This window comes from Halospina sp. K52047b (genome assembly GCF_008709855.1).
In the GTDB taxonomy this organism is placed as follows: Bacteria; Pseudomonadota; Gammaproteobacteria; order Pseudomonadales; family Oleiphilaceae; genus Halospina; species Halospina utahensis_B.
The window spans coordinates 17,055-37,141 of sequence record NZ_VYJH01000017.1 but is presented as its reverse complement, the minus strand read 5'-3'; the positions used below and the strand labels follow the sequence as shown (position 1 = coordinate 37,141).

The window sequence follows — 20,087 nt, the reverse complement described above, 5'->3', positions numbered from 1 at the left end:
TCATTATCCGTCAGCTCTGCGTAGCTGTCGATGAAGTCGATGTACTTCGCCCGGCGGTTTGGATCGCTGTCCAGTTCAAGCAGGCCGCGAATTGCGTGGGCGTACATCTCCACTTTCTGTTCCTGGGTCCACTGCATGTTGGGCAGGTTGATCCGGGCAACCGGGTTGCTGCTGTCAAAATAATCCTCGGCTCGCAGCCTGGCGAGTTCGCACAGGATATAGCGGAAGTTCAGGTAAGTGCGGCTCTCGCTACCGAGCGTAAGCGTCTCCGGAATATCCCGCCCCGCGCGGAGAAAGATAACGACCGGCACAACGCGATCGACCTGTTCCAGTTCCGCCACGTCCAGGCAGTAATGGGCCAGCCTGTGAATGGAGAATCGCGAAGGTTGGGTTTCCTCTTCAATTGCGAACAGCAATGCTTCCCGGCGCCCGTCCGGCCAAGTGGCCATAAGGGGGACGTCCAGTTCGCGAAAGCGGTCGCCGAGGCGTTGCTTGAGTTGTTGCTCGCGGACTGGGCGGATGGTGACGGTCTCATCAATTGCTTCGGCTTCATCGGCCGCGAAGAAGGTGAGTGCATCCTTTCGGTAGTCGAGGATAAGGTTCTTGAAGTTCTGGTCGTGATCCATCCCTGGCTCCGGTATTCAGGCTGCTTTAACAGAGCTGTATATAACACTGTATAAACGGTATCCGGCAAGCCTGGCCGCGTCAACGGAAGGGGCGCCAGAAGAAATCACCGATAAGATGCAGTGTGTGCGTGCTTGTCTGAGCACGGCTACTCCGTGCTCAGCGACTCCCCGTTTTTCACCTCAAAGAGTTCGACAAAGCGCTCGCTACTGAAAACCCCTTCGCCGGGAACGGCCAGAACCGTGATCGGAGCGAGTGCATCCCCGCAGGTCAGCCAGAGCCCGTTATCCACGACCAGTTCTCCTGGTGAGCAGTCTAAGGGCAACGGGCGGGTTATGGGCCCAACTTCATGAACGGCAATAGTCTGCCCACGGAAGCGCGCCTGGGAAGGATGGTAGGGCGTACAGGCGCGCGCATGGTTGCGGATGGATTCCGCGGGCTCATTGAAATCGATCCAGAGATCCGCTTCCCGGAGTGACGGGTAGGTGGTGCCCTCACTCTGCTGCTCGCCTTCTGGAATTGGGCCGCTGGTCAGAAGGTTGTGAAGCTGTTTCATGACCTTTGGAGCCAGGTCAACCAGCCGCCGGGTGAGGGTGCCCTGGGTTTCGGATTCATGCAGTCGGAAGGGGAAGCGCAGCACGACAGGCCCCTGGTCCATCTCTGGGGTGAGGTGATGGATGCACACCTCCGATTGTGTCAGCCCCAGCCGCAATGGCCAGTACCAGACCGCCGCCGTTCGTATGTCTGGCAGCGAGGCAGGGTGAACATTGAGCGCGGCCGCGCGGGTTCTCTGGATAACGGACTCCGGAAGCTGGTGGTTGAAGATGATGGAGAGAACCAGATCCGGCTCAAAAGCATCCAGCGCTTCCAGCAAGGCTGGGTCCGCCATGCCCTCAAACCAGTGAACGGGTAGATCAGAGTCGGTGAGCCGGTAATGAGTTAGAAGCGGCTCATCTTCTACTGGGCAGAAAAGTTCGATCCGGTGGCCCAGCTGCTGCAGGGCCAGGATGCAGTGGCGGGTGAAATGGGAGTAGCCGAAGAGGGCGATGCGCATAGGGCAGGGCGACTTATCTATTTTCCGCAGGCGAGGACACGAACCGGGTACTGCATGATGGTCCGGTCAGCTGTGACGAGGGTGAGGCCTTCGATCTGGGCCTGGGCGATGAGCATGCGGTCGAAAGGGTTTTTGTGAATGGGGGGCAACTGCGGAGCCCATTCCGCATGGTGATTGTCGATCACCAGTTTCTCGAAGCCCTCGTCCTCGACGATGGCGTCCATATCCTCGGGGGCCGTAAGCTTGCCCAGCGACTTCTTGATGCTAATTTCCCAGAGACTGGCGGCACTGACCCAGACAGGGTTGTTGGCGTCCACAATCGAAGCCCGAGCTTTCCCGCCAAGCAGGGGATCGTCAGTAAGCCACCAGAGCAGAGCCTGGGTGTCGAGTAGTAACCGCTTCACGAATCGCCCTCAAACATCGCCCTTATGGACTCGTCCGCTTCATCAAAGTTGCTGTCCATATGGATCTGGCCCCGGTACCGGCCCGGCTTGCGTGGTTCACTGCTCTGGTTATGGGGTACGAGGTCCATGCAGGGCTTACCCGCACGGGCAATCACAATCCGCTCACCTTTCAGCACTCGCTCGGCAAGCCTGGACAGCTGGGTTTTGGCTTCATGAATGTTCAGTTGCATGCGAAATCTCCACTATGACCAGGCTAAGTTTAGTTTATTTTGGTAAGCGTTGAAAAGATGGCGGGTTATTGTCAGGGATGAAGCCCTTGTGAACCTTTCCAAATAACAGTGCTCCTCCTGTAACACACGTTTACAAACTCCTCATTAAATCCCCTAAAGGTTCCGGGCCGGTCGCCGTTAAGCAACCCAGAAGGCGAAAGTACCGGCCATGCCGGTGCCTCAGCCTCTGACCCAAACACCTTGAGTGAACAGGCAGGAGAAACGGTTATGGCACTCGGTATTAACACAAACGTTGCGTCCCTCAGCGCGCAGAACGAACTGAACAGCTCGAAAGCAACCAAGAATGAGGCGTTGGAGCGGCTCTCCTCTGGTCTTCGGATTAATTCCGCTAAAGATGATGCTGCCGGTTTGGCAATATCCACTCGTTTTCAGGCACAGATTAACGGCCTCGATGTGGCTCAACGAAATGCTCAGGACGGTATTTCATTGGCGCAGACAGCAGAGGGGGCTCTTGGTGAGGTGACGAATTCACTTCAGCGGATTCGGGAGCTTTCGGTACAGTCCGCGAACGCAACCAATAATTCGTCCGATCGGCAAGCTCTGCAAGAAGAGGTGAGCCAACTTACCAGCGAAATCGAGCGTGTGGCGAACACAACTGAGTTTAACGGTACCAAGTTGTTGAACGGGAACTTTTCCGCGCAACAGTTTCAGGTGGGTGCCAACGCGAACCAAACTATTGACGTGACGGTTGACGGAGCCAGAACAACCCAGATTGGCTCGACGGTTAACGAAACCGGTACTAACACAGTCAGTAATGTAGCGACTGTTAATACTGCAGGTAATGTTGAGACGACTGCTGACGAATATGATGGTGTCGACAACACAGCGATAGATGGCACTAACGTAACAATCAACGGAACAGATATCGTTAGTTCTGCTGATTTCGTCGGCTTAAGCGAGCAGGGTCAAACCAGCGATAGCGCATTTGCCAAAGCTGCTGCGATCAATGCGAGTGACGCGGGCGTATCTGCTCTAGCATCTAATAGCCAGTCGATAGATGTAGGTAGTAGTGATGTGGTATCACTTGGCACTGATGAGGCCGGAGACGAAGCAACTTATACCTTAGCTATCAACGGAGAAAACGTTCTTTCGCAAACGCTCGATAATACGAACAGCACTATCTCCGCCACTGATGCAGTCAATGCAATTAACTCTAAGTCTGGTGAGACTGGGGTCACGGCAAGTTTTGACTCCACGAATAATGAACTGGTTCTTGAGAATAGTTCCGGAGGAAATATTGACGTTAGTGAGGATGTCACTGGTGTTGCTGATGGCGGAACGGGAACGGCCGACCCTCTTGATTCAATACTTTCGACTGGAGGTTCAACAACGGTATCAGCTGGAGAGAACACTGCAACTTTCAGGGGTGATATCACGCTGCAGTCTGATGATATTGTGAATATCGAATCTGGCGCATCTATCATTGGGTTTGATAGTTCGAGCCAGAACGTCTTGGATCCGAGTGGCTCTTTGGCCTCCGTTGACATATCAACAGTGCCTGGGGCTAATGAGGCTATTAATACTGTTGATTCTGCGCTCAACAGCATTAACAGCAACAGGGCGGAACTTGGTGCAATCCAGAACCGGTTTGACTCAACAATCTCCAATGTTGCGACTACCTCTGAGAATCTACAGGCAGCCAACAGCCGGATTGAGGACGCCGACTTCGCAGCCGAAACCGCCAAGCTCCAGAAGGCGAACGTGCTTCAGCAGGCCGGCATCTCGGTTCTGGCCCAGGCGAACCAGTCGCCGCAGCAGGTCCTGTCCCTCCTGCAGTAAGCGGGACGTTAAGGCGGCCGTCATCCTCAGCGGTGGCGGCCTTGCCGCGTAACCGGACAGGCGAGGTGTGAGATGAGTGACGTAAACCTGAACAGCCCGGACCCGGCCCGGCGCCCCGCTGGGGAGCAGGGTCCGGCTCGGGCGTCTTCGTCATCAAAGCCCGCCGAGAACAGCAATGCCAGTCAGGCTCCCGGCAACGTAACGCCGCTCTCCACCGAGCAGGGCTCGGAATCCAGGGCTGAAAAGTCTGAGAAACGGAGTGAGGCGATGCGCGAGGAATTGAATCAGGCGGTCTCCCGCCTTAATGACTTCGTGCAGTCGGTGCAGCGGGATCTGCAGTTTGATGTGAACGATGAAACCGGTCAGACGGTGGTCCGCGTTGTCGACCAGCAGACCGATGAAGTGGTTCGTCAGATTCCGGATGACCTGGCGTTGAAGCTGGCGGAAAACCTGCAACAGGAGGAGCCTCTGTCGCTTTTGAACATCAAGGTGTGAGTTCTGAATGGGCAGTGTTTCAAGGGAAGCCGTCATCCTTTTTGGGGATGGCGGCTTTTTTGTTTTGTTGGATATAGAAAATGCGTGGGAGGAGTAATCGCAGTCATGGCTGCGATCCGGGGTAGCCGGCATATGGCACGGGGTGTGCATTGCCCTGACGAAAAGCGGCAAAACTGGGTGCTGATTACAATCAGTAACAGGATTTAGGCGGTTCAGGGGCAAAGTTTTGCCGGTCGTTGCCGTTAACCAGAATAGACGAACGAATTGGCCTTCAGAAGGAGGCGATCATGGGTGGCATATCATCGTTGGGTGTCGGCTCCGGGGTTCTGAACTCGGACTTGGTGGATAAGCTGGTTAACGCTGAGCGTAAACCTGCCGAGACTCGCCTGAATCAGGAAAAGAAAGAAACCGAAGCGATGATCTCCGCGTTCGGCAAGGTGCGTAGCGCGGTCACTGATATGCGCCTGCCCATGCGTCAACTCGGTTCGCCTGATGCCATGCAGGCGTTCTCCGCGTCCACCAGCGGCGACAGCGTCAGCGTCAATGTGGAAAGCTCCAGCGCCAGCCCCGGTAATTACAGCCTCGATGTGCAGCAGTTGGCCAAAAGTCAGTCGCTGGCGTCCGGCTCCTTCTCAGACCGGAATTCGACCAGTGTCGGGCAGGGCACACTGACCATCCAGACCGGTGACAACACAACCAACATCACCGTGGATGGCAGCAACGATACCCTTCAGGGTCTCGCCAACAGCATCAACGAGTCCGGTGCCGGTGTGTCCGCAGGAATCATCGACACAGGCAATGGTTACCGCCTGACGCTGTCCGCCAATGAGAGCGGCAACGCCAATGGTGCGACCATCTCGGTTTCCGATTCCGACGGTAGCGATACGGACAACGCCGGGCTTTCCCAGTTCGCATTCAACGACACCACCAAGAATCTTGAAGAGACGGTTGCCGCCCAGGACGCGAAGCTGTCGGTTAACGGTATTGATGTCACTCGTTCCTCAAACAACGTGGAAGGGGTGGTGGATGGCCTTAGCTTCCAGCTCCAGGACACCGGCACCACTTCTGTTGAAGTGACCCAGGATACGGGCGCTGTGGCTGAGAAGGTTCAGGCGTTCGTGGATAAGTTCAATGCCTTCAAGAGCACCATCAATGAACTGACGGCATACAGCCAGGATGGTGGCGGCAGCTTGCTGACGGGCGATTCAACCGTCCGGACTATTCAGAACCAGCTCAGGCGTGAAATCGGGCAGATCGTTCCCGGGCTGGAAAACGCCAGTGTGCGCAGCCTCTCCGATGTTGGCATCACCACCAATTTCCAGAATGGGCAGCTTCAGTTCGATTCCCAGAAGTTTCAGGAGCAGCTGAAAGCCAACCCGGATGATGTCACAGCGCTGTTTGCGGAGCAGGGCCGGACGTCCGATTCCCAGGTGGAGTTCAAGCGCAGTGGCATCAATACGGAGCCCGGTGAGTACAGCATCAACGTGACTCAGGCGGCTACTCAGGGCCAGCTTGTATCGGCAACCCAGACGGACGCCAATGTGACTGTGGATGCGGACAACAACAGTCTGACATTCCAGGTGGATGGTGAGACGTCAGCAAGTATTGAGCTGACCGCTGGTGACTACACGCGCGACGAGCTGGCAGCGGAGATCCAGACCCAGCTCAACAGCAATGATGCCCTGAACGCCGCTGACCGCCAGGTAAGTGTGGGCGTGGACAGTAATAACAGGCTGACCTTCACCTCCGGAAGCTACGGCAGCGACTCCAACGTTTCGATTACCAGTGTAGACACTAATACCGCCGCAGAGCTCGGGATTGATACCCAGACGGGCACAGCGGGGCAGGACGTGGCCGGCACCATCAATGGCGCGACGGCCGAAGGCGATGGTCGCGTTCTGTTTCTGGACAGTGATGGAAACGCCGCTGATGGCCTTCAGGTTCAGGTGAACGGGAGCGAAACCGGTAACCGTGGCTCGGTTGAGTTTATCCAGGGCGTCAGTGAGCGGATCGTGGATTCCATCTCCAGCATTGTGGGGGCGGATGGCGCGCTGCGCTCCAAGACGGAGTCGCTCAATAATGAGCTGGATGACATCGCCCAGGAGCGACAGGACCTGAATGACCGCATCCAGTCCTACCGTGAACGGCTGACCAGCCAGTTCAGCGCGGCGGACGCCCGTATTGCGGAATTCAACAGCACCCAGCAGTTCCTCAGTCAGCGCCTCGGCGGTTCTGGCGGGAGCAGTAGTGGTGGCGGAATTGGTGGCGGCTAAGCCATCTTTCAAAAGCAGATCATATCGCATCAGGCAACAGGGGTAACAGCATGAACGGACTGCAGGCCTACCAGCAGGTGAACACCCAGACGAGCATCACCGATGCGGATCCACACAGGCTGGTCCAGCTTCTTCTGGATGGCGCGATCGAGCGCATCAATATGGCCAAGGGGCGTATTGAGGCAAAGGATTACGCGGGCAAGGGCAACCTGATCAACAAAGCTATGGAGATCGTGGGTGCCCTGCGTGGTTCCCTTAATTTTGAACAGGGCGGCGAACTGGCCGGTAACCTGGAAGCCCTCTACGACTATATGGAACGCGGCCTGCTGGAAGCCAGCGTCCGCAATGATATTGAAAAGCTGGATGAAATCGCGGACCTGCTCCGCACCGTGAAAGACGGCTGGCAAGGCATCCGCGAAGAGGCCCTGGACTTCCTGCGCCAGCGCGACGCCGGCTGAGGGATGACGGATTTCAGTCCCTGTGCTTTAATTCAGGGCGAGCCTGAGGACTGGAGTCATCCATGCTGCGTGCCCTGTTGTACGGTGCCCTTTTATTGCTGGCCTCGCTGGGCTCTGTTGCCCTGCAGGCCAAACCCGCCTCTTCAGAACCCGTTACCTTCAGCCTTGCGGCCATAGAGCCCTGGGCTGAACGCACGCCGGAAGGCGAGCGCCGTGGTCTGCTTGTGGATCTGGTGGAAGCGATCCGCAGTCGTACCGATATCCCCATCCGTTACCAGGTCCGCCCCCACAGTCGTGCCATTCTGGAAATGGAGGAGGGGCATGCGGATTTCGTACCCACCTTTGGCGCGCCCGGTATCAATCAGATCGCAGAACCGGTGGCTGACCTGGTGGACGTTCAGGTTCTGGTTCTGGGGCGTGCTTCTGATGAGCCCATCGACTCCCTGAATGAACTGGAAGGGGAGAATCTGGGGTATCTCTCCGGCACTTGGTACGGTCACGCCTTCGCTGCCAATGACACCATCCGCAAGGTGCCCGTCAACAATGTGGCCCATGGCCTGAGGCTGCTGAACCGTGAAAGGCTTCGGGCGGTGGTGGCCTCGGAGGTGGCCATCCCTGCCGGCATTGGGCCGGATGGTTCCTCCGCGGCGATCCGCACACTGATGCGGCTGGATACCCTGAAGGGAAAAGTGTTCATGTCCCGATCCTCGCCCCGGGAAGAGGCGGCGGAGGCCATTGCCGCCGCCATTGAGGGCATGCATGAGGACGGCACCATGGAGCGGCTGTTCAGCAACCGCTATGAGGCGGACATCGCCCGGGAGTAATCAGCTGGCGGCAATCAGCCCGCGGATGTGCGCCTCGACACCTTCAGTGAGTGACTGCAGGTGGTAACCCCCCTCCAGCATCGACACGACCCGTCCCCGGCACAGTTCCCAGGCAATGCGGGTAACTTCCTCGGTGATCCAGGCGTAGTCGCCGGTTTCCAGATTCACATCCGCCATCGGGTCCAGCCGGTGGGCGTCAAAGCCCGCTGAAACCAGGATAAGCTGGGGCTTGAAGGCCGCCAGCTCTTCAAACCATCCATCCTTGATCGCCTTACGAAAGGTGGCGCTATCCGTGCCCGGGTCGAGCGGTACGTTGAGGATGTGGCCGGGCATGCCGTGGCTGTGTTTGAAGGGGTAGAAGGGGTGCTGGAAGCTGGAACACAGCAGCACACGCGGGTCGTGGTGGAAGATGTCCACGGTGCCGTTGCCCTGGTGGACGTCGAAATCGAGGATCGCGACGCGTTCCAGGTGGTGGAAAGTGAGCGCGTGCAGTGCGGCAACGGCAATGTTGTTGAAGAAGCTGAACCCCATGGTGGTATTGCGCTCAGCATGATGCCCCGGGGGGCGGATGGCACAGAAGGCATTGCGGGCCTGGTTGGTGAGCACCTGGTTCACCGCCTCGATGCCGGAGCCGGCAGCGAGCTTGGCGGACCGGAAAGTGTGAGGGTTCATGGCCGTGTCAGGGTCCGCCATGATGTGCCCCTGCTCGGGCGTCATCTGTTCCAGCTGGTTGATGTAGTTGTCAGGGTGGGCGCGGCGCAGTTCATCGTGGGAGGCTTCTTCCGCTTCGTTGACGGCCAGCTGCTCCCACAGGCCGGTCTGTTGCAGGTGTTCACGGATGGCGCTTAGGCGCCGGGGGCTTTCCGGGTGGTCAGCACCCATGTCGTGTTTTTCACAGTCCGGGTGATGGAAGTAGGCTGTTGCCATCGTCGCGCCTCGCCATGCAGGTTACACTTCAAACAGGGATTGTGAGCCGCACGGATGGATGTGGCAAGGCAATCCAGCATCACGAAAGGGTCTGAAAGAGGGGCAGTATGTCCACCCGGCATCTCAACGCGCTGTTCAACCCACGCTCCATCGCCGTCATCGGAGCCTCCGAGCGGGCTACAAGCCTGGGCGGCATGGTGCTCCGCAACATCAGGGCCGGGGATTACCCCGGGCAGCTGTTGGTGGTTAACCGCCAGGGGTATGACAAAGTCCACGGCATCCGCTGCGAGCGCCGTGTTAAGCAGATGCCATGGGCGCCGGACCTGGCGATCATCTGTACCCCGCCGGAGACCGTGCCCAAGCTGGTGCGCCAGCTCGGTGAGTGTGGGGTGCGGACCGCCATGGTCATGACCGGTGGCATGTCCCGTTCCTACAGCCGCAATGGTGAACCACTGATGTACGCGGTGCGGGATGCCGCAAAAAAGGCCGGCGTGCGGATTCTGGGGCCGAACACCATCGGCATCATGTCCCCGGATACGCACCTGAACGCCACCTACGCCCACATGGGGGTGCTGCCCGGTAAGATCGGCTTCGTCGGGCAATCCGGTACCGTTGCCAGTGCGGTTATTGACTGGGCCTTTGCGCGGGGCGTTGGGTTCTCGCGCCTGCTGACGCTGGGGGATGGCATGGACATCGCCCATGACGATCTCATCGACTACTTGGCAGAGGACCCGGGAACCCGGGCGATCCTGCTGCACATTGAGCACATACCGAACCCGCGCCGGTTCATCTCCTCGGTACGGGCCGCCTCGCGCTCCAAACCAGTGATCGCTGTAAAAAGTGGCCGTTTCCCGGACTCCGAGTATCTGCCGCACACACTCCCGGATGGCATTACCCAGACGGATCCGATCTACGATGCCGCGCTCCAGCGTGCCGGTGTACTGCGGGTGAACGGCCTGGACGAGATGTTCGATGCCCTGGAGAGCCTCTCACGCATGCGCCGGGTGCGCCGTGAGGAGCTGGTGGTGCTGTGCAACGGCGTGGGCCCCGGGGTGCTGGCGGTGGACCGGCTGCTTTACCAGGGGGGCGAGCTGGCGCAGTTCTCCGAGGAGACGGTGGCGAAACTGGAGCAGCGCCTGCCCGGCTATCTGAGCGTGCGCAACCCGCTGGACCTGGGGTATGACGCCTCGCCCCAGCTCTATGCGGATGTCCTCCAGATCCTGGGGCAGGACCCGGGCATTGCGAATGTGCTGGTGATGTACACGCCCACGCTGCTGGAGGACACCCTGCACATTGCGGATTCGGTGATGCAGGTGGCCCGGCGCCAGCGCCTGAATGTGTTCACCTGCTGGCTGGGCCAGAGCACGGTTCTGGACGCCCGGGATGCCTTCTACGAGGCCGGGGTGCCCACCTTCTTCTCACCGGAGAAGGCGATCCGTGCCTTCATGCACTTTGTGAAGCACCAACGTGGCCAGCGGCTGCTGGCGGAGACACCGGAATCCTGGGTAGAACCGGAGGTGAATCGCCAGGAGGCCCGGGAGATGGTCCAGAAGGTGATCCGCAGCCGCCGCAACCACCTGACCAACCGCGAGGCCCGCCAGCTGGTGGCCGCCTACGGCATCCAGACCCTGGAGACGGCCTACTGCGACGATGAAGAGGAGGCTGTGGAGGCGTTCCGTGAGTGGGGCGGGCCAGTGAACATCACGCTGTTGCATGAGCGCGGCTGCCATCCGTACCTGGAGGAGACCTCCGGCCGTGGGCGTTACCGCTACACCATCCGCCGGCTCAATGATGAGGCGGCCATCTCCAATGCCTGCCAGACGCTCATGGAGCAGTACCGCAAGCACTTCCCCAACAGCGGCTTCCTGGGGTTTGCCATGCACCAGACGAATGCCGGGCTGGAGGGGATTGGTTTCAGCCTCGGTCTCACCCGGGACGCGGTCTTCGGGCCCCTGATCGTGTGTGGCTCCGCCGGCGCGCGGGTGAACATCATGAGTGACCGGCGCGTGGCACTGCCGCCGCTGAACATGAACCTGGCCAATGAGCTGCTGGCGCGCAGTAATGCCTACCGACTGCTGCGCGAGTACAGCCCAAAACCGGAGGAGGACATCCGGGCCGTGTGCCAGACGCTGGTAACGCTCTCCCAGATCAACAGCGACATTCCCGAGATCCGCGGGCTGGAGATCCTGCCCCTGCTGTTCGGGGAGGATGGTGCCGTGGCCTGCGATGTGGCCATTGATCTGGGCGAGCCGGTTCGGCCGGTGATCAAGCCCTATCCCCGTGAGCTGGAGGAGTGGGTCAGCCTGAAATCCGGCCGCAAGGTTCTGGTGCGCCCGATCCGCGCCGAGGATGAGCCGGGTCACCTGGAGTTCCACCAGAGCCAGTCCCCGGAGACGATCCGGTACCGGTTCTTCCAGTACCGCAACAGCTTCACCCATGATGACATCGCGCGGATGGTCCAGATCGACTACGACCGGGAGATGGTGTTCATCGCCACGGAGTGGCTGGAGGATGGCAGTGAACGCACCCTTGGCACCGTGCGTGTGTGGACGGATGCAGACAACATCCAGTGCGAGTTTGCCGTTATGGTGCGCGATGATCTGCGCGGCGAGGGCCTGGGCCGGATCCTGATGGAGAAGATGATCCGCTACTGCAAGGCCCGCGGCACCCTCGAGATGGTGGGTCACGTCCTCCCCGGCAATGAGGCCATGGCCGGTCTTGCCAGGGCGCTCGGGTTCTCGGTTACCTACGATCAGGAAGAAGACGTTGTGGCCCTGAAGCTGCCCCTGAACAAGCCTACCGAGGACTGGCACCTGGACCGGTTGGATGGCGAGATGCCGCCGATCTGAATGGTTTCATGGTGGATTCGCGGCATGGGTCGCGGCCATGGCCGCTCCTACGGAAGGAGGACGATATTGCGTAGGAGCGACCCCCGGTCGCGATCGGTTTTCTATTCCCGCGTAAACACCCAGTTTTCCCCGCCGGACAGCTCTTCGTTGAACGCGTAGCCGTCGGTATCAAACCCTTTCACGTCTTCGGGGTTGGTCAGGCGGTTGCGGATGATGTAGGCGGCCATCATGCCCCGGGCCTTCTTGGCGTAGAAGCTGATCATCTTGTACTGGCCGTTCTTCCAGTCCTTGAACTGGGGGGTGATGATGCGGGCACCCAGTTTCCTGTGATCCACGGCCTTGAAGTATTCGTTGGAGGCGAGGTTGATCAGCACACCGTCGTCCTGTTCCAGCTCATTCTTCAGGTGGGCGGTGATGGTGTCCTTCCAGAAGGCATAGAGGTCCTTGCCCCGGGCATTCTGGAACTTCGTGCCCATTTCCAGCCGGTAGGGCTGCATCAGGTCCAGCGGGCGCAGCACGCCGTAGAGGCCGGAGAGGATGCGCAGGTGGTGCTGGGCGAAGTCGAAGTCGTTCTGGGTGAACTTTTCCGGCGCCATGCCTTCGTAGACGTCGCCCTTGAATGCCAGTACGGAGGGGCGGGCGTTGTCGGGCGTGAAGGGGGTGTGCCATTCCTGATAGCGTTGGGCGTTGAGTTCGCCGAGCTGCTGGCTGATGCCCATGAGGTTGCTGACCTGGTGGGGTTCGAGCTGTTTCAGGTCGTCGATCAGTTCCCGGCTGTGTTCGAGGAACTGGGGTTGGGAGTAGGCACTGGTGGGGAGTTGGCTTTCGTAGTCGAGTTTTTTGGCGGGTGAGACGACCATTAACATTTTCTATCCTCCCAAGGTTTCTGTTAGGGGTAGTCTAACATTTTTCTGGTGAGTGGGCGTGGGGGTCGCGGCTGTAGCCGCTCCTACACGGGATGAGCACGGAACCTGTAGGAGCGGCTACAGCCGCGATAGTAACGCCCCCTTTATCTGGCCCAGCCCACACGACTATCGGTCAGTGGTTTCCCAGAAACGCGATCACATCCTCCGCCGTAAACGGCCAGTCCAGTTCCTTTCCTTCAGGTTCCATACGCAGAACCGGAATGCGCTCACCGTATTGTTCCACCAGCTCCTCGGATTCGCTGATGTCGACGACGTCCACTGGGATGGGGGTCTCGAGTGGGGTGCGGACGAGGATCTGTTCGGCCTGTTCGCAGAGTTCGCAGTTTTCAGTGATGTAGAAATAGAGGCTGGTGCCTGTGGACATGGTGCTGGCTTCCCCCGGATAATCCCGGCCCTGTTTGGTCAATGCCGGGGATCTGGTTCATGTGGTTTCGTAACGCGCGTCTCTATCGTATCACCAAAGCCTTCGAGTGGTCCGCCGAGGCCCTGGAGGAGGCGCTGGCAAAGCGGGCGTTCCAGCCCTGCGGGCCCCAGGACACCGAGCGTATGGGCTGGGTGTCGCCGCTTGGGCGTGATGGCGATCAGCTGGTGTTTACGTCCGGCGAGTGCCATCTGGTTTGCCTGCGCCGCGAGGAGAAGGTGCTGCCGCCGGCGGTGATCCGCGAGGAGGTGGATGAGCGCGTTGCCGCGGCTGAGGAAGAGCGGGGGCAACCGCTGCGGCGCAAGGATAAGACGGAGATCAAGGAGCAGGTGACGCTGGAACTGTTGCCCCGGGCGTTCACCAAGTCGCGCTTTATTCATGCCTATATTGCGCCGTCCCAGGAACTGGTTGTGGTGGACTCCGCTGCCAGTAACGCGGCCGAGACACTGCTTTCGGAGCTGCGTGAGACGTTGGGCTCCATGCCGGTGCGCCCGCCGGCGGTACAGCAATCGCCGGCGTTCACTATGACCCAATGGCTACGCGGTGAAGCGCATCCTCCAGCTGGGTTGGTGCCAGCGGATGAGTGTGAGCTGCGCGATGATGAGGAGCAGGGCGGTGTGGTCCGCATCAAGGGCGTGGGTCTGGATGGGGATGAGGTTCGTGCCCATCTGGATAACGCCATGAGCGTGACGCGGCTGGCGCTGGACTGGGAGGATCAGCTGTCGTTCATGCTCGACGATGAGCTGACGATCCGTCGGCTGCGCTTCGGGGATGACCTGAAGGAGAAGCTGGACGACGATGCCGGGGATGACCGCGTCGCCCGCTTTGATGCCGCCTTCAGCCTGATGACACTGGAGTTGGCACGCCTGGTTCCGGCGCTGCTGGAGGCCTTTGGCGGCGAGGACCGTTCCGCGCTCAGCGCTTGATCTGGGCGTCGAACTGCTGGCCGGTTACGCCTTTTGAATCCGGGCCCATCAGGTACAGGTAGGCGCCCATGATGGCGTCTGGCTCCGGGTTGCTGGCCGGGTCCTCGGCCGGGTAGGCGAGGTGGCGCATGTAGGTGCGGGTGGCGCCGGGGTTCAGGCTGTTCACCCGCACGGCGGTGCGCGCATCGTCCAGTTCATCGGCGAGGGTTTCCATCAGGCCTTCGGTGGCGAACTTGGAGATGGCGTAGGCGCCCCAGTTGGCGCGCCCCTTACGGCCGACGCTGGAGGAGGTGAAGATCACCGAGGCGTCCGGAGCGGCGCGCAGCAGCGGGGTCATGGCCTGGCTGAGCAGGAAGGCACCGGTTACATTGGTGCGCATCACCCGTTCCCATTCCTCCGGATTGTAGTACTCCAGCGGCGTGCGGTCGCCGAGACGGCTGGCATTGTGCAGCAGGCCGTCCAGTCGGCCGAAGTCCTCCTCGATGCGTTCCACCACCTGGTCATAGTCCGCCGCGCCAGCGCCTTCAATATCCAGCGGCAGGATCAACGGCTCCGGGTGGCCAGCGGCGTCGATCTCGTCATAGACCTTTTCCAGCTTTTTAATGGTGCGCCCCAGAAGGATAACGGTGGCGCCATGGGCGGCGTAGGCTTTTGCTGCGGCGCGGCCGATGCCGTCACCGGCGCCGGTGACCATGATGATGCGGTCCTTCAACAGGTCCGCTGTGGGCTGGTAGTTCTCGATGGTCTGTGCGCTCATGCGGAATCCGTTTCGGGTCGGTGGGTGTCGATCAGGTGAAAGAGTTCGCGGCCGTGGTCGATGATGTGGTGGGCGTTCCAGTCCGCCACGTTCTCATCCGCGCCCAGGTAGCCGTAGCGTGCGGCCACGGTGGTCATGCCGGCGGCCAGGCCGGATTCAATATCGCGCCGATGGTCACCGGCGTAGAGACAGGTTTCAGGCGCCACACCGATCTGCTCAGCGGCCAGCAGTACCGGTTCCGGGTCCGGTTTGGTGTTGGCCACATGATCCGGGCAGATGACGCTGGCACAGCGCTTGAGAAGGTCCATGTCCTCGAGCAGCTTCAGCGTGTATTGGCTGGCTTTGTTGGTGACGATGCCCCAGGGCACCTGTTTCGCCTCCAGGTGCGCCAGAACCTCGGCCAGCCCCGGAAAAAGCCGGGTGTGGACGGCGATATGGCTGATGTACAGTTCCAGAAGCTCGGCATGGCGGTCGTCGTAGCCATGATCGCCGGGGCGCAGCCCGAAACCGAGCTGAACCAGCCCGCGGGCTCCGTTGGAGACCACGCGCCGGATACTGTGTTCGTCCAGCTGGGGCAGGCTGTGGCGTGCACGCTGGGTGTTCAGGCACCAGATGAAGTCCGGCGCGGTATCCAGCAGGGTGCCGTCCAGGTCGAACAGGATGGCGCTGAAGCGGCTCACGCGTCGGCCTCCGGCTTGATGCCGTGCATGAAGTAGTTAACGTCGATGTCCCGCCCGAGCCGGTACTGGCCGGTGACCGGGTTGTAGGTCAGGCCCGTGGTGTCTCGGGTCTCAATGCCCGCGTGCCGGAAGTGGCGGTCCATCTCGGAAGGCCGGATGAAACGTTTCCACTCATGGGTGCCACGGGGCAGAAGGTTGAGCACGTATTCGGCGCCCACCTTGGCGAAGAGCCAGGACTTGGCGTTGCGGTTGATGGTCGAGACAACCAGGCTGCCGCCGGGCTTGAGCAGGCGGGCACAGGCCGCGACCGTGGCGGCCGGATCCGGTACGTGCTCCAGGACTTCCAGGCAGGTGACGGTGTCGTAGCGGCCCGCTTCCTGTTCCACCAGCGCCTCCACGTCCTCCACGCGGTAATCCACGGTGACCTCGGCTTCCAGCGCGTGCAGGTCAGCGACGCCCACGGCTTCCCGGCTCAGGTCGATGCCGGTCACCGTCGCCCCGCGGCGGGCCATGGCTTCGCTGAGCAGACCGCCGCCGCAGCCCACGTCCAGCACGGTCTGGCCGTTGAGGCTGCCGGTGTGCTGCTCGATGTAGCCCAGGCGCAGCGGGTTGATTTCATGCAGGGGTTTGCATTCGCCTTCCGGGTCCCACCAGCGCTGGGCCATGGCATCGAATTTGGCGATTTCGTTCTGGTCGACGTTCGGGGTCATGGCGCTGTCCTCAGTGCTGGTCGGCTGCGGCGATGTGGCGCTGCCACTGGTTGACCCGCTCGCGCAGGCCGTGAAGATCCATACGCTGGAGCTCACCCTCGATCAGCCGGGGTTCGCCGGCGACCCACGTATGGGTAACCTGGCGGCCGTTGGTGTTGTAGACGAGATGCGGGATCGGGTCGTAGACCGGCTGTGCCAGGATATCGCCCAGGTCCACGGCGATCATGTCCGCCTGTTTGCCGGGTTCAAGCGTCCCCACCCGGTCGTCGATGCCCAGAGCCTGCGCGCCGTTGATGGTGGCCATGCGCAGGAGGCTGTAGGCGTCCGTGGCGCCGGCCTCAAGGGTGCTGAGCTTGCCCAGCAGGGCGGCGCTCTGCATCTCGCCGAACATGTCCAGATTGTTGTTGCTGGCGGCGCCGTCCGTGCCCAGGCCTACATTCACGCCGGCATCCAGCAGGCGCTGCACCGGGCAGGCGCCGCTGGCGAGCTTCATGTTGGCTTCCGGACAGTGCAGCACGTGGGCGCCGCTTTCCTGCAGCAGCTTCAGGTCGTGATCGTCCACCTGGGTCATGTGCACGCACTGGGTGCGCGGCGAGATCAGGCCCAGTTCCGCCAGTCGGCGGGTGGGGCGCAGGCCGTGGTTCTGGATGCTGTCATCCACTTCCCCGGCGGTCTCGTGCAGGTGGATCTGAACGGGCAGATCGACTTCCTCGGCCAGGGTGGCGATGCGCCGCAGTGGTTCGTCAGAAATGGTGTAGGGAGCGTGCGGGCCGAAGGCGATGGTGGCCAGGTTGCTGTTGCGTACGCGGTCGTGCAGGGCCAGCCCTTTCTGGATGTATTCTTCCGGGCCGCTGCCCCACTGGGTTGGCATGTCCAGTACCGGGAAGGTGGACTGGATGCGCATGCCGTGCTGCTGGGCGGTTTCCACAATGGTCTCGGGAAAGAAATACATATCCGAGAAACAGGTGGTCCCTGTGCTCAGCATCTCTGCGATGGCGAGCTGGGTGCCGTCGGCCACGAAGGCTTCGTTCACGAAGCGGCCTTCGGCGGGCCAGATGTGGTCCTGGAGCCATTCCATCAGCGGCAGGTCGTTGCCGAGGCCGCGAAGCAGGGTCATTGGGGCGTGACCGTGGGCATTGATGAGCCCGGGCATCAGCAGTTGGTCGCCGAGTTCGCGATGTTCTTTGGGCTGGTAGCGTTCCAGGGCGGTGTTCGTGGGGCAGATGTCGAGGATCTGGTTGCCCTGGATGGCGACGCTGTGGTGTTCGAGGACCTGCCGGTCGGTCATGGGCAGGAGCCAGCGGGCGCTGATGAGTTGGTCGATGGTTTGGGTCATGGGTCTCAGGGGTCTGGTTATTGTTGCAGCTTTCCGGGACTTGTGGGCTGCGGTCTGTGACTTCAGACTTGGAAGTATAACGGATGGTGGCTTTGGGGCCCATGGTGGGGTTGTCGCCAGGTTCATGGTCCGTCACCAGACTGAGGCGTTGTTGGAGGCCAGGAATGGGGGAGTGCTTTCCGGGAACCGCCACAAGTACGTCCCTGTAGGCTGCTCTTCCGCCATCCATGGCTCCAGAGCTTCCCGGAAAGCACTCCCCCATTCCCGGTCGGGGGCGCCCTGGTTACGCTGACGCTTGCGGCTCCGGCTTGTTCGTTTTGATTGAGGAATCTGTTTGATGACTAATGGTCAGGTAACCCCCCTGAGATGGCATGGCGAAGCGCTGGAGGTGTTGGATCAGCGGCTGTTGCCGGCCGAGGAGGTGTGGCAGGCGTATTCGGATGCCGAGGGGGTGTACCGGGCGATCCATGAGATGCAGGTGCGCGGGGCGCCGGCGATTGGGATTGCGGCGGCCTATGGGGTGGTTCTGGCTGCCCGCAGTTGCGCGGAGGCACCGGATTGGTATTCGCGGCTGGGTGCCACCATGGATTGGTTGGCGCAGGCGCGGCCGACGGCGGTGAATCTGGTCTGGGCGCTGGAGCGGATGCGTGGCTGTCTCGCGCAGGTGGCGGATTCGGCTGATCTTATAACGATGCTTGAGGCGGAAGCGCTGGCCATTCACCGGGAGGATGCGGAGGCGAACCGGGCCATGGGTGTGCTCGGGGCGGATCGGATTCTGGGGGAGCGTGACAGGCCTGTTCAGGTGCTGACGCATTGCAATACCGGGGCGCTGGCTACCGGGGGCCAGGGGACGGCGCTGGGCGTGGTGCGGGAGCTGTTTCAGCGCGGTGCGCTTATCTGTGTGCATATGGATGAGACTCGGCCCTGGTTGCAGGGGGCGCGTTTGACAGCCTGGGAGTGTGAGCGCGAGGGGATGCCCTGTTCGCTCAATGTGGACGGCGCGGCGGCGACGCTGATGGCTCAGGGGAGAGTGGACTGGGTCGTGGTTGGGGCGGACCGGATTACGGCGAACGGGGATGTAGCAAATAAGATCGGGACCCTGCCGCTGGCGATCCTGGCCCGGCACTATGGTGTGGGGATGATGGTCGTGGCGCCATCGTCAACCCTGGATGCGGAGACACCCAGTGGGGATCGGATCGAGATCGAGGAGCGGGATGGTACGGAGCTGCGGCGTTCCGGCAGGCGTTGGCTGGCGCCGAACTCAGTGGCGGTTTTCAACCCGGTGTTCGATGTGACACCAGCGTCGCTGGTGGATGTGATTGTGACGGAGAAGGGGATCTGTGAGGCGCCGGGGGATCAGGTGACGCCGCTGGATTCACTCACCTGACTGACGGCCGCTTCCGCCGGTCTTTTTCCGGGACTGGCCGCTCGTCGTTCTGCTGCTGTTGCTGCTTTGCTTCTGCTTACTCTTTCCGGATTGGTTCCCGGCGGTCCTGGAAGTGGCGCTGTCCTCGGTTTGCTTCTGCGACTGACCGCGATGGCGCCGTTCGCGCTTGGGCGTGGCCGGTTCCCGGCCTTCCTGCCTTGCGGCGTCACGTTCGGCTTCCAGGTCATCCAGGGCTTCGTTGAGACGCTCCTCTTCCTCGGCCACGAAGTGCAGGGACATCTCGAATGACTGGCGGGTGAACTCCAGTACGCGCTTGAAGCCTTCGTCCGAGAGTTCCCGGGCTTCGTCGCGGCCCCGGTAGATATTGATGAATTCGCGCTCGCGCTCGAAGTGCAGTGGCAGGCGGCCCACGCCCCAGTCGTTGAGTACCCGCCAGGTGTCCGGGCTGTAGGCGCGGGTGTACCTGAGGATGAACGGAACTGGGTCGTTGCGTGCCAGTACGGCCGCCAGGCGCAGGATGAGTTCAAAGGGGAGGGCGGCGGTGCCATCCTCGGCGGCTTCCAGCAGGCTTTTGTCGCGGAGATTGAGGGACTCGGCCAGGTCGCTGACAGTGAGCCCGGCCACCTCGCGCAGGTCGCGCAGGGATTCACCGGCGGCGAGCATCATGCGCAGCTGATCCTGGCTGCCCATGAGCTTTCGGCCCACCTTGAGCGAGGTGCCGGTGGTGCGCCGGGCAATCTTGTAGGCGGAGCCGGTGTAGCCAGCCAGACGGTCGAGAAGGTTCGGCTCCTCGTCACCATCGGCATCCGTGCGCTGCTCTGATGCCGTGCCTTCCTGTGGGCTGGATCCGTCCTGGTCCTCGTCTTCGAGCTCCTGAACCTTTTCCAGTGACTCCAGGGCGTGCAGAGAGTCCTTGAGGAAGGTTTCCAGCGCTTCGGATTTCTCGTCGTCGCTCGCCATGGCGCCT

20 protein-coding genes are annotated in these 20,087 nt (G+C 61.0%); 8 read left to right on the top strand and 12 right to left on the bottom strand.

Annotated features, from left to right (window positions below):
• The 4 genes from F3089_RS15290 to F3089_RS15275 form a co-directional block, all read right to left on the bottom strand.
• Positions 1–626: hypothetical protein (locus tag F3089_RS15290; protein ID WP_151441649.1), on the bottom strand; the 626-nt coding region annotated here is incomplete at its 3' end.
• Between the two features lie 146 nt (positions 627–772).
• Positions 773–1,678, bottom strand: a complete 906-nt coding sequence (locus F3089_RS15285) for a methionyl-tRNA formyltransferase (protein ID WP_151441648.1) — start codon at positions 1,676–1,678, stop codon at positions 773–775.
• 17 nt (positions 1,679–1,695) lie between these two features.
• The gene (locus F3089_RS15280; protein ID WP_151441647.1) at positions 1,696–2,082 is read right to left on the bottom strand and encodes a type II toxin-antitoxin system VapC family toxin; all 387 of its coding nucleotides are present in this window, start codon (positions 2,080–2,082) and stop codon (positions 1,696–1,698) included.
• On the bottom strand, positions 2,079–2,312 hold the full coding sequence (locus F3089_RS15275; RefSeq protein ID WP_151441646.1) for a type II toxin-antitoxin system Phd/YefM family antitoxin: 234 nt from the start codon (positions 2,310–2,312) through the stop codon (positions 2,079–2,081). The genes F3089_RS15280 and F3089_RS15275 overlap by 4 nt, the downstream gene beginning before the upstream one ends.
• A gap of 267 nt (positions 2,313–2,579) precedes the next feature.
• On the opposite strand from F3089_RS15275, the gene F3089_RS15270 reads away from it, so the two are divergent.
• The 5 genes from F3089_RS15270 (at position 2,580) to F3089_RS15250 (ending at position 8,201) form a co-directional block, all read left to right on the top strand.
• Positions 2,580–4,151 carry a flagellin N-terminal helical domain-containing protein gene (locus F3089_RS15270; protein WP_151441645.1) on the top strand — a complete coding sequence of 524 codons (1,572 nt, stop codon included), beginning with the start codon at positions 2,580–2,582 and terminating at the stop codon, positions 4,149–4,151.
• Positions 4,152–4,223: 72 nt separating this feature from the next.
• Positions 4,224–4,646 carry a flagellar protein FlaG gene (locus F3089_RS15265; protein ID WP_151441644.1) on the top strand — a complete coding sequence of 141 codons (423 nt, stop codon included), beginning with the start codon at positions 4,224–4,226 and terminating at the stop codon, positions 4,644–4,646.
• A 287-nt stretch (positions 4,647–4,933) separates the two neighbouring features.
• Positions 4,934–6,919 (top strand): flagellar filament capping protein FliD, encoded by a 1,986-nt coding sequence (gene fliD, locus F3089_RS15260; protein WP_151441643.1) that lies wholly within the window; start codon positions 4,934–4,936, stop codon positions 6,917–6,919.
• Between the two features lie 50 nt (positions 6,920–6,969).
• Positions 6,970–7,377 (top strand): flagellar export chaperone FliS, encoded by a 408-nt coding sequence (gene fliS / locus F3089_RS15255; protein WP_151441642.1) that lies wholly within the window; start codon positions 6,970–6,972, stop codon positions 7,375–7,377.
• A 62-nt stretch (positions 7,378–7,439) separates the two neighbouring features.
• The gene (locus F3089_RS15250; protein ID WP_151441641.1) at positions 7,440–8,201 is read left to right on the top strand and encodes a transporter substrate-binding domain-containing protein; all 762 of its coding nucleotides are present in this window, start codon (positions 7,440–7,442) and stop codon (positions 8,199–8,201) included.
• Here the strand turns inward: F3089_RS15250 and F3089_RS15245 are convergent, their stop codons facing one another.
• Positions 8,202–9,128 (bottom strand): histone deacetylase family protein, encoded by a 927-nt coding sequence (locus F3089_RS15245; protein WP_151441640.1) that lies wholly within the window; start codon positions 9,126–9,128, stop codon positions 8,202–8,204.
• A 107-nt stretch (positions 9,129–9,235) separates the two neighbouring features.
• Here F3089_RS15245 and F3089_RS15240 point away from each other — a divergent pair, with 107 nt between their 5' ends.
• Positions 9,236–11,977: a bifunctional acetate--CoA ligase family protein/GNAT family N-acetyltransferase gene (locus tag F3089_RS15240; protein ID WP_151441639.1), complete on the top strand. Its 2,742-nt coding sequence runs from the start codon at positions 9,236–9,238 to the stop codon at positions 11,975–11,977.
• A gap of 101 nt (positions 11,978–12,078) precedes the next feature.
• On the opposite strand, the gene yaaA is transcribed toward F3089_RS15240, so the two are convergent.
• Positions 12,079–12,843 (bottom strand): peroxide stress protein YaaA, encoded by a 765-nt coding sequence (gene yaaA / locus F3089_RS15235; RefSeq protein WP_151441638.1) that lies wholly within the window; start codon positions 12,841–12,843, stop codon positions 12,079–12,081.
• A 172-nt stretch (positions 12,844–13,015) separates the two neighbouring features.
• Positions 13,016–13,267 carry a glutaredoxin family protein gene (locus F3089_RS15230; RefSeq protein WP_151441637.1) on the bottom strand — a complete coding sequence of 84 codons (252 nt, stop codon included), beginning with the start codon at positions 13,265–13,267 and terminating at the stop codon, positions 13,016–13,018.
• Positions 13,268–13,326: 59 nt separating this feature from the next.
• On the opposite strand from F3089_RS15230, the gene rdgC reads away from it, so the two are divergent.
• A complete protein-coding gene (rdgC, locus tag F3089_RS15225) occupies positions 13,327–14,250 on the top strand; it encodes a recombination-associated protein RdgC (RefSeq protein ID WP_151441636.1) in 924 nt (307 codons plus the stop codon).
• On the opposite strand, the gene F3089_RS15220 is transcribed toward rdgC, so the two are convergent.
• From F3089_RS15220 to F3089_RS15205, 4 genes are read right to left on the bottom strand one after another with little or no spacing between them, the layout of a single operon-like run.
• A complete protein-coding gene (locus tag F3089_RS15220; RefSeq protein WP_202405593.1) occupies positions 14,240–15,007 on the bottom strand; it encodes a YciK family oxidoreductase in 768 nt (255 codons plus the stop codon). The genes rdgC and F3089_RS15220 overlap by 11 nt on opposite strands.
• Positions 15,004–15,687 (bottom strand): HAD-IA family hydrolase, encoded by a 684-nt coding sequence (locus F3089_RS15215; protein ID WP_151441635.1) that lies wholly within the window; start codon positions 15,685–15,687, stop codon positions 15,004–15,006. Before F3089_RS15215 ends, F3089_RS15220 begins: the two co-directional genes overlap by 4 nt.
• Positions 15,684–16,397: a bifunctional 2-polyprenyl-6-hydroxyphenol methylase/3-demethylubiquinol 3-O-methyltransferase UbiG gene (ubiG, locus tag F3089_RS15210; protein WP_095617818.1), complete on the bottom strand. Its 714-nt coding sequence runs from the start codon at positions 16,395–16,397 to the stop codon at positions 15,684–15,686. The genes F3089_RS15215 and ubiG overlap by 4 nt, the downstream gene beginning before the upstream one ends.
• A 10-nt stretch (positions 16,398–16,407) precedes the next feature.
• Positions 16,408–17,733, bottom strand: a complete 1,326-nt coding sequence (locus F3089_RS15205) for a TRZ/ATZ family hydrolase (RefSeq protein WP_151441634.1) — start codon at positions 17,731–17,733, stop codon at positions 16,408–16,410.
• 337 nt (positions 17,734–18,070) lie between these two features.
• Here F3089_RS15205 and mtnA point away from each other — a divergent pair, with 337 nt between their 5' ends.
• Positions 18,071–19,120, top strand: a complete 1,050-nt coding sequence (gene mtnA / locus F3089_RS15200; RefSeq protein ID WP_151441633.1) for an S-methyl-5-thioribose-1-phosphate isomerase — start codon at positions 18,071–18,073, stop codon at positions 19,118–19,120.
• Here the strand turns inward: mtnA and F3089_RS15195 are convergent.
• Positions 19,109–20,080, bottom strand: coding sequence for a helix-turn-helix domain-containing protein (locus F3089_RS15195; RefSeq protein ID WP_151441632.1), 972 nt, complete (start codon positions 20,078–20,080; stop codon positions 19,109–19,111). The two genes, mtnA and F3089_RS15195, sit on opposite strands and share 12 nt — an antisense overlap.
• Positions 20,081–20,087: the final 7 nt, after the last annotated feature.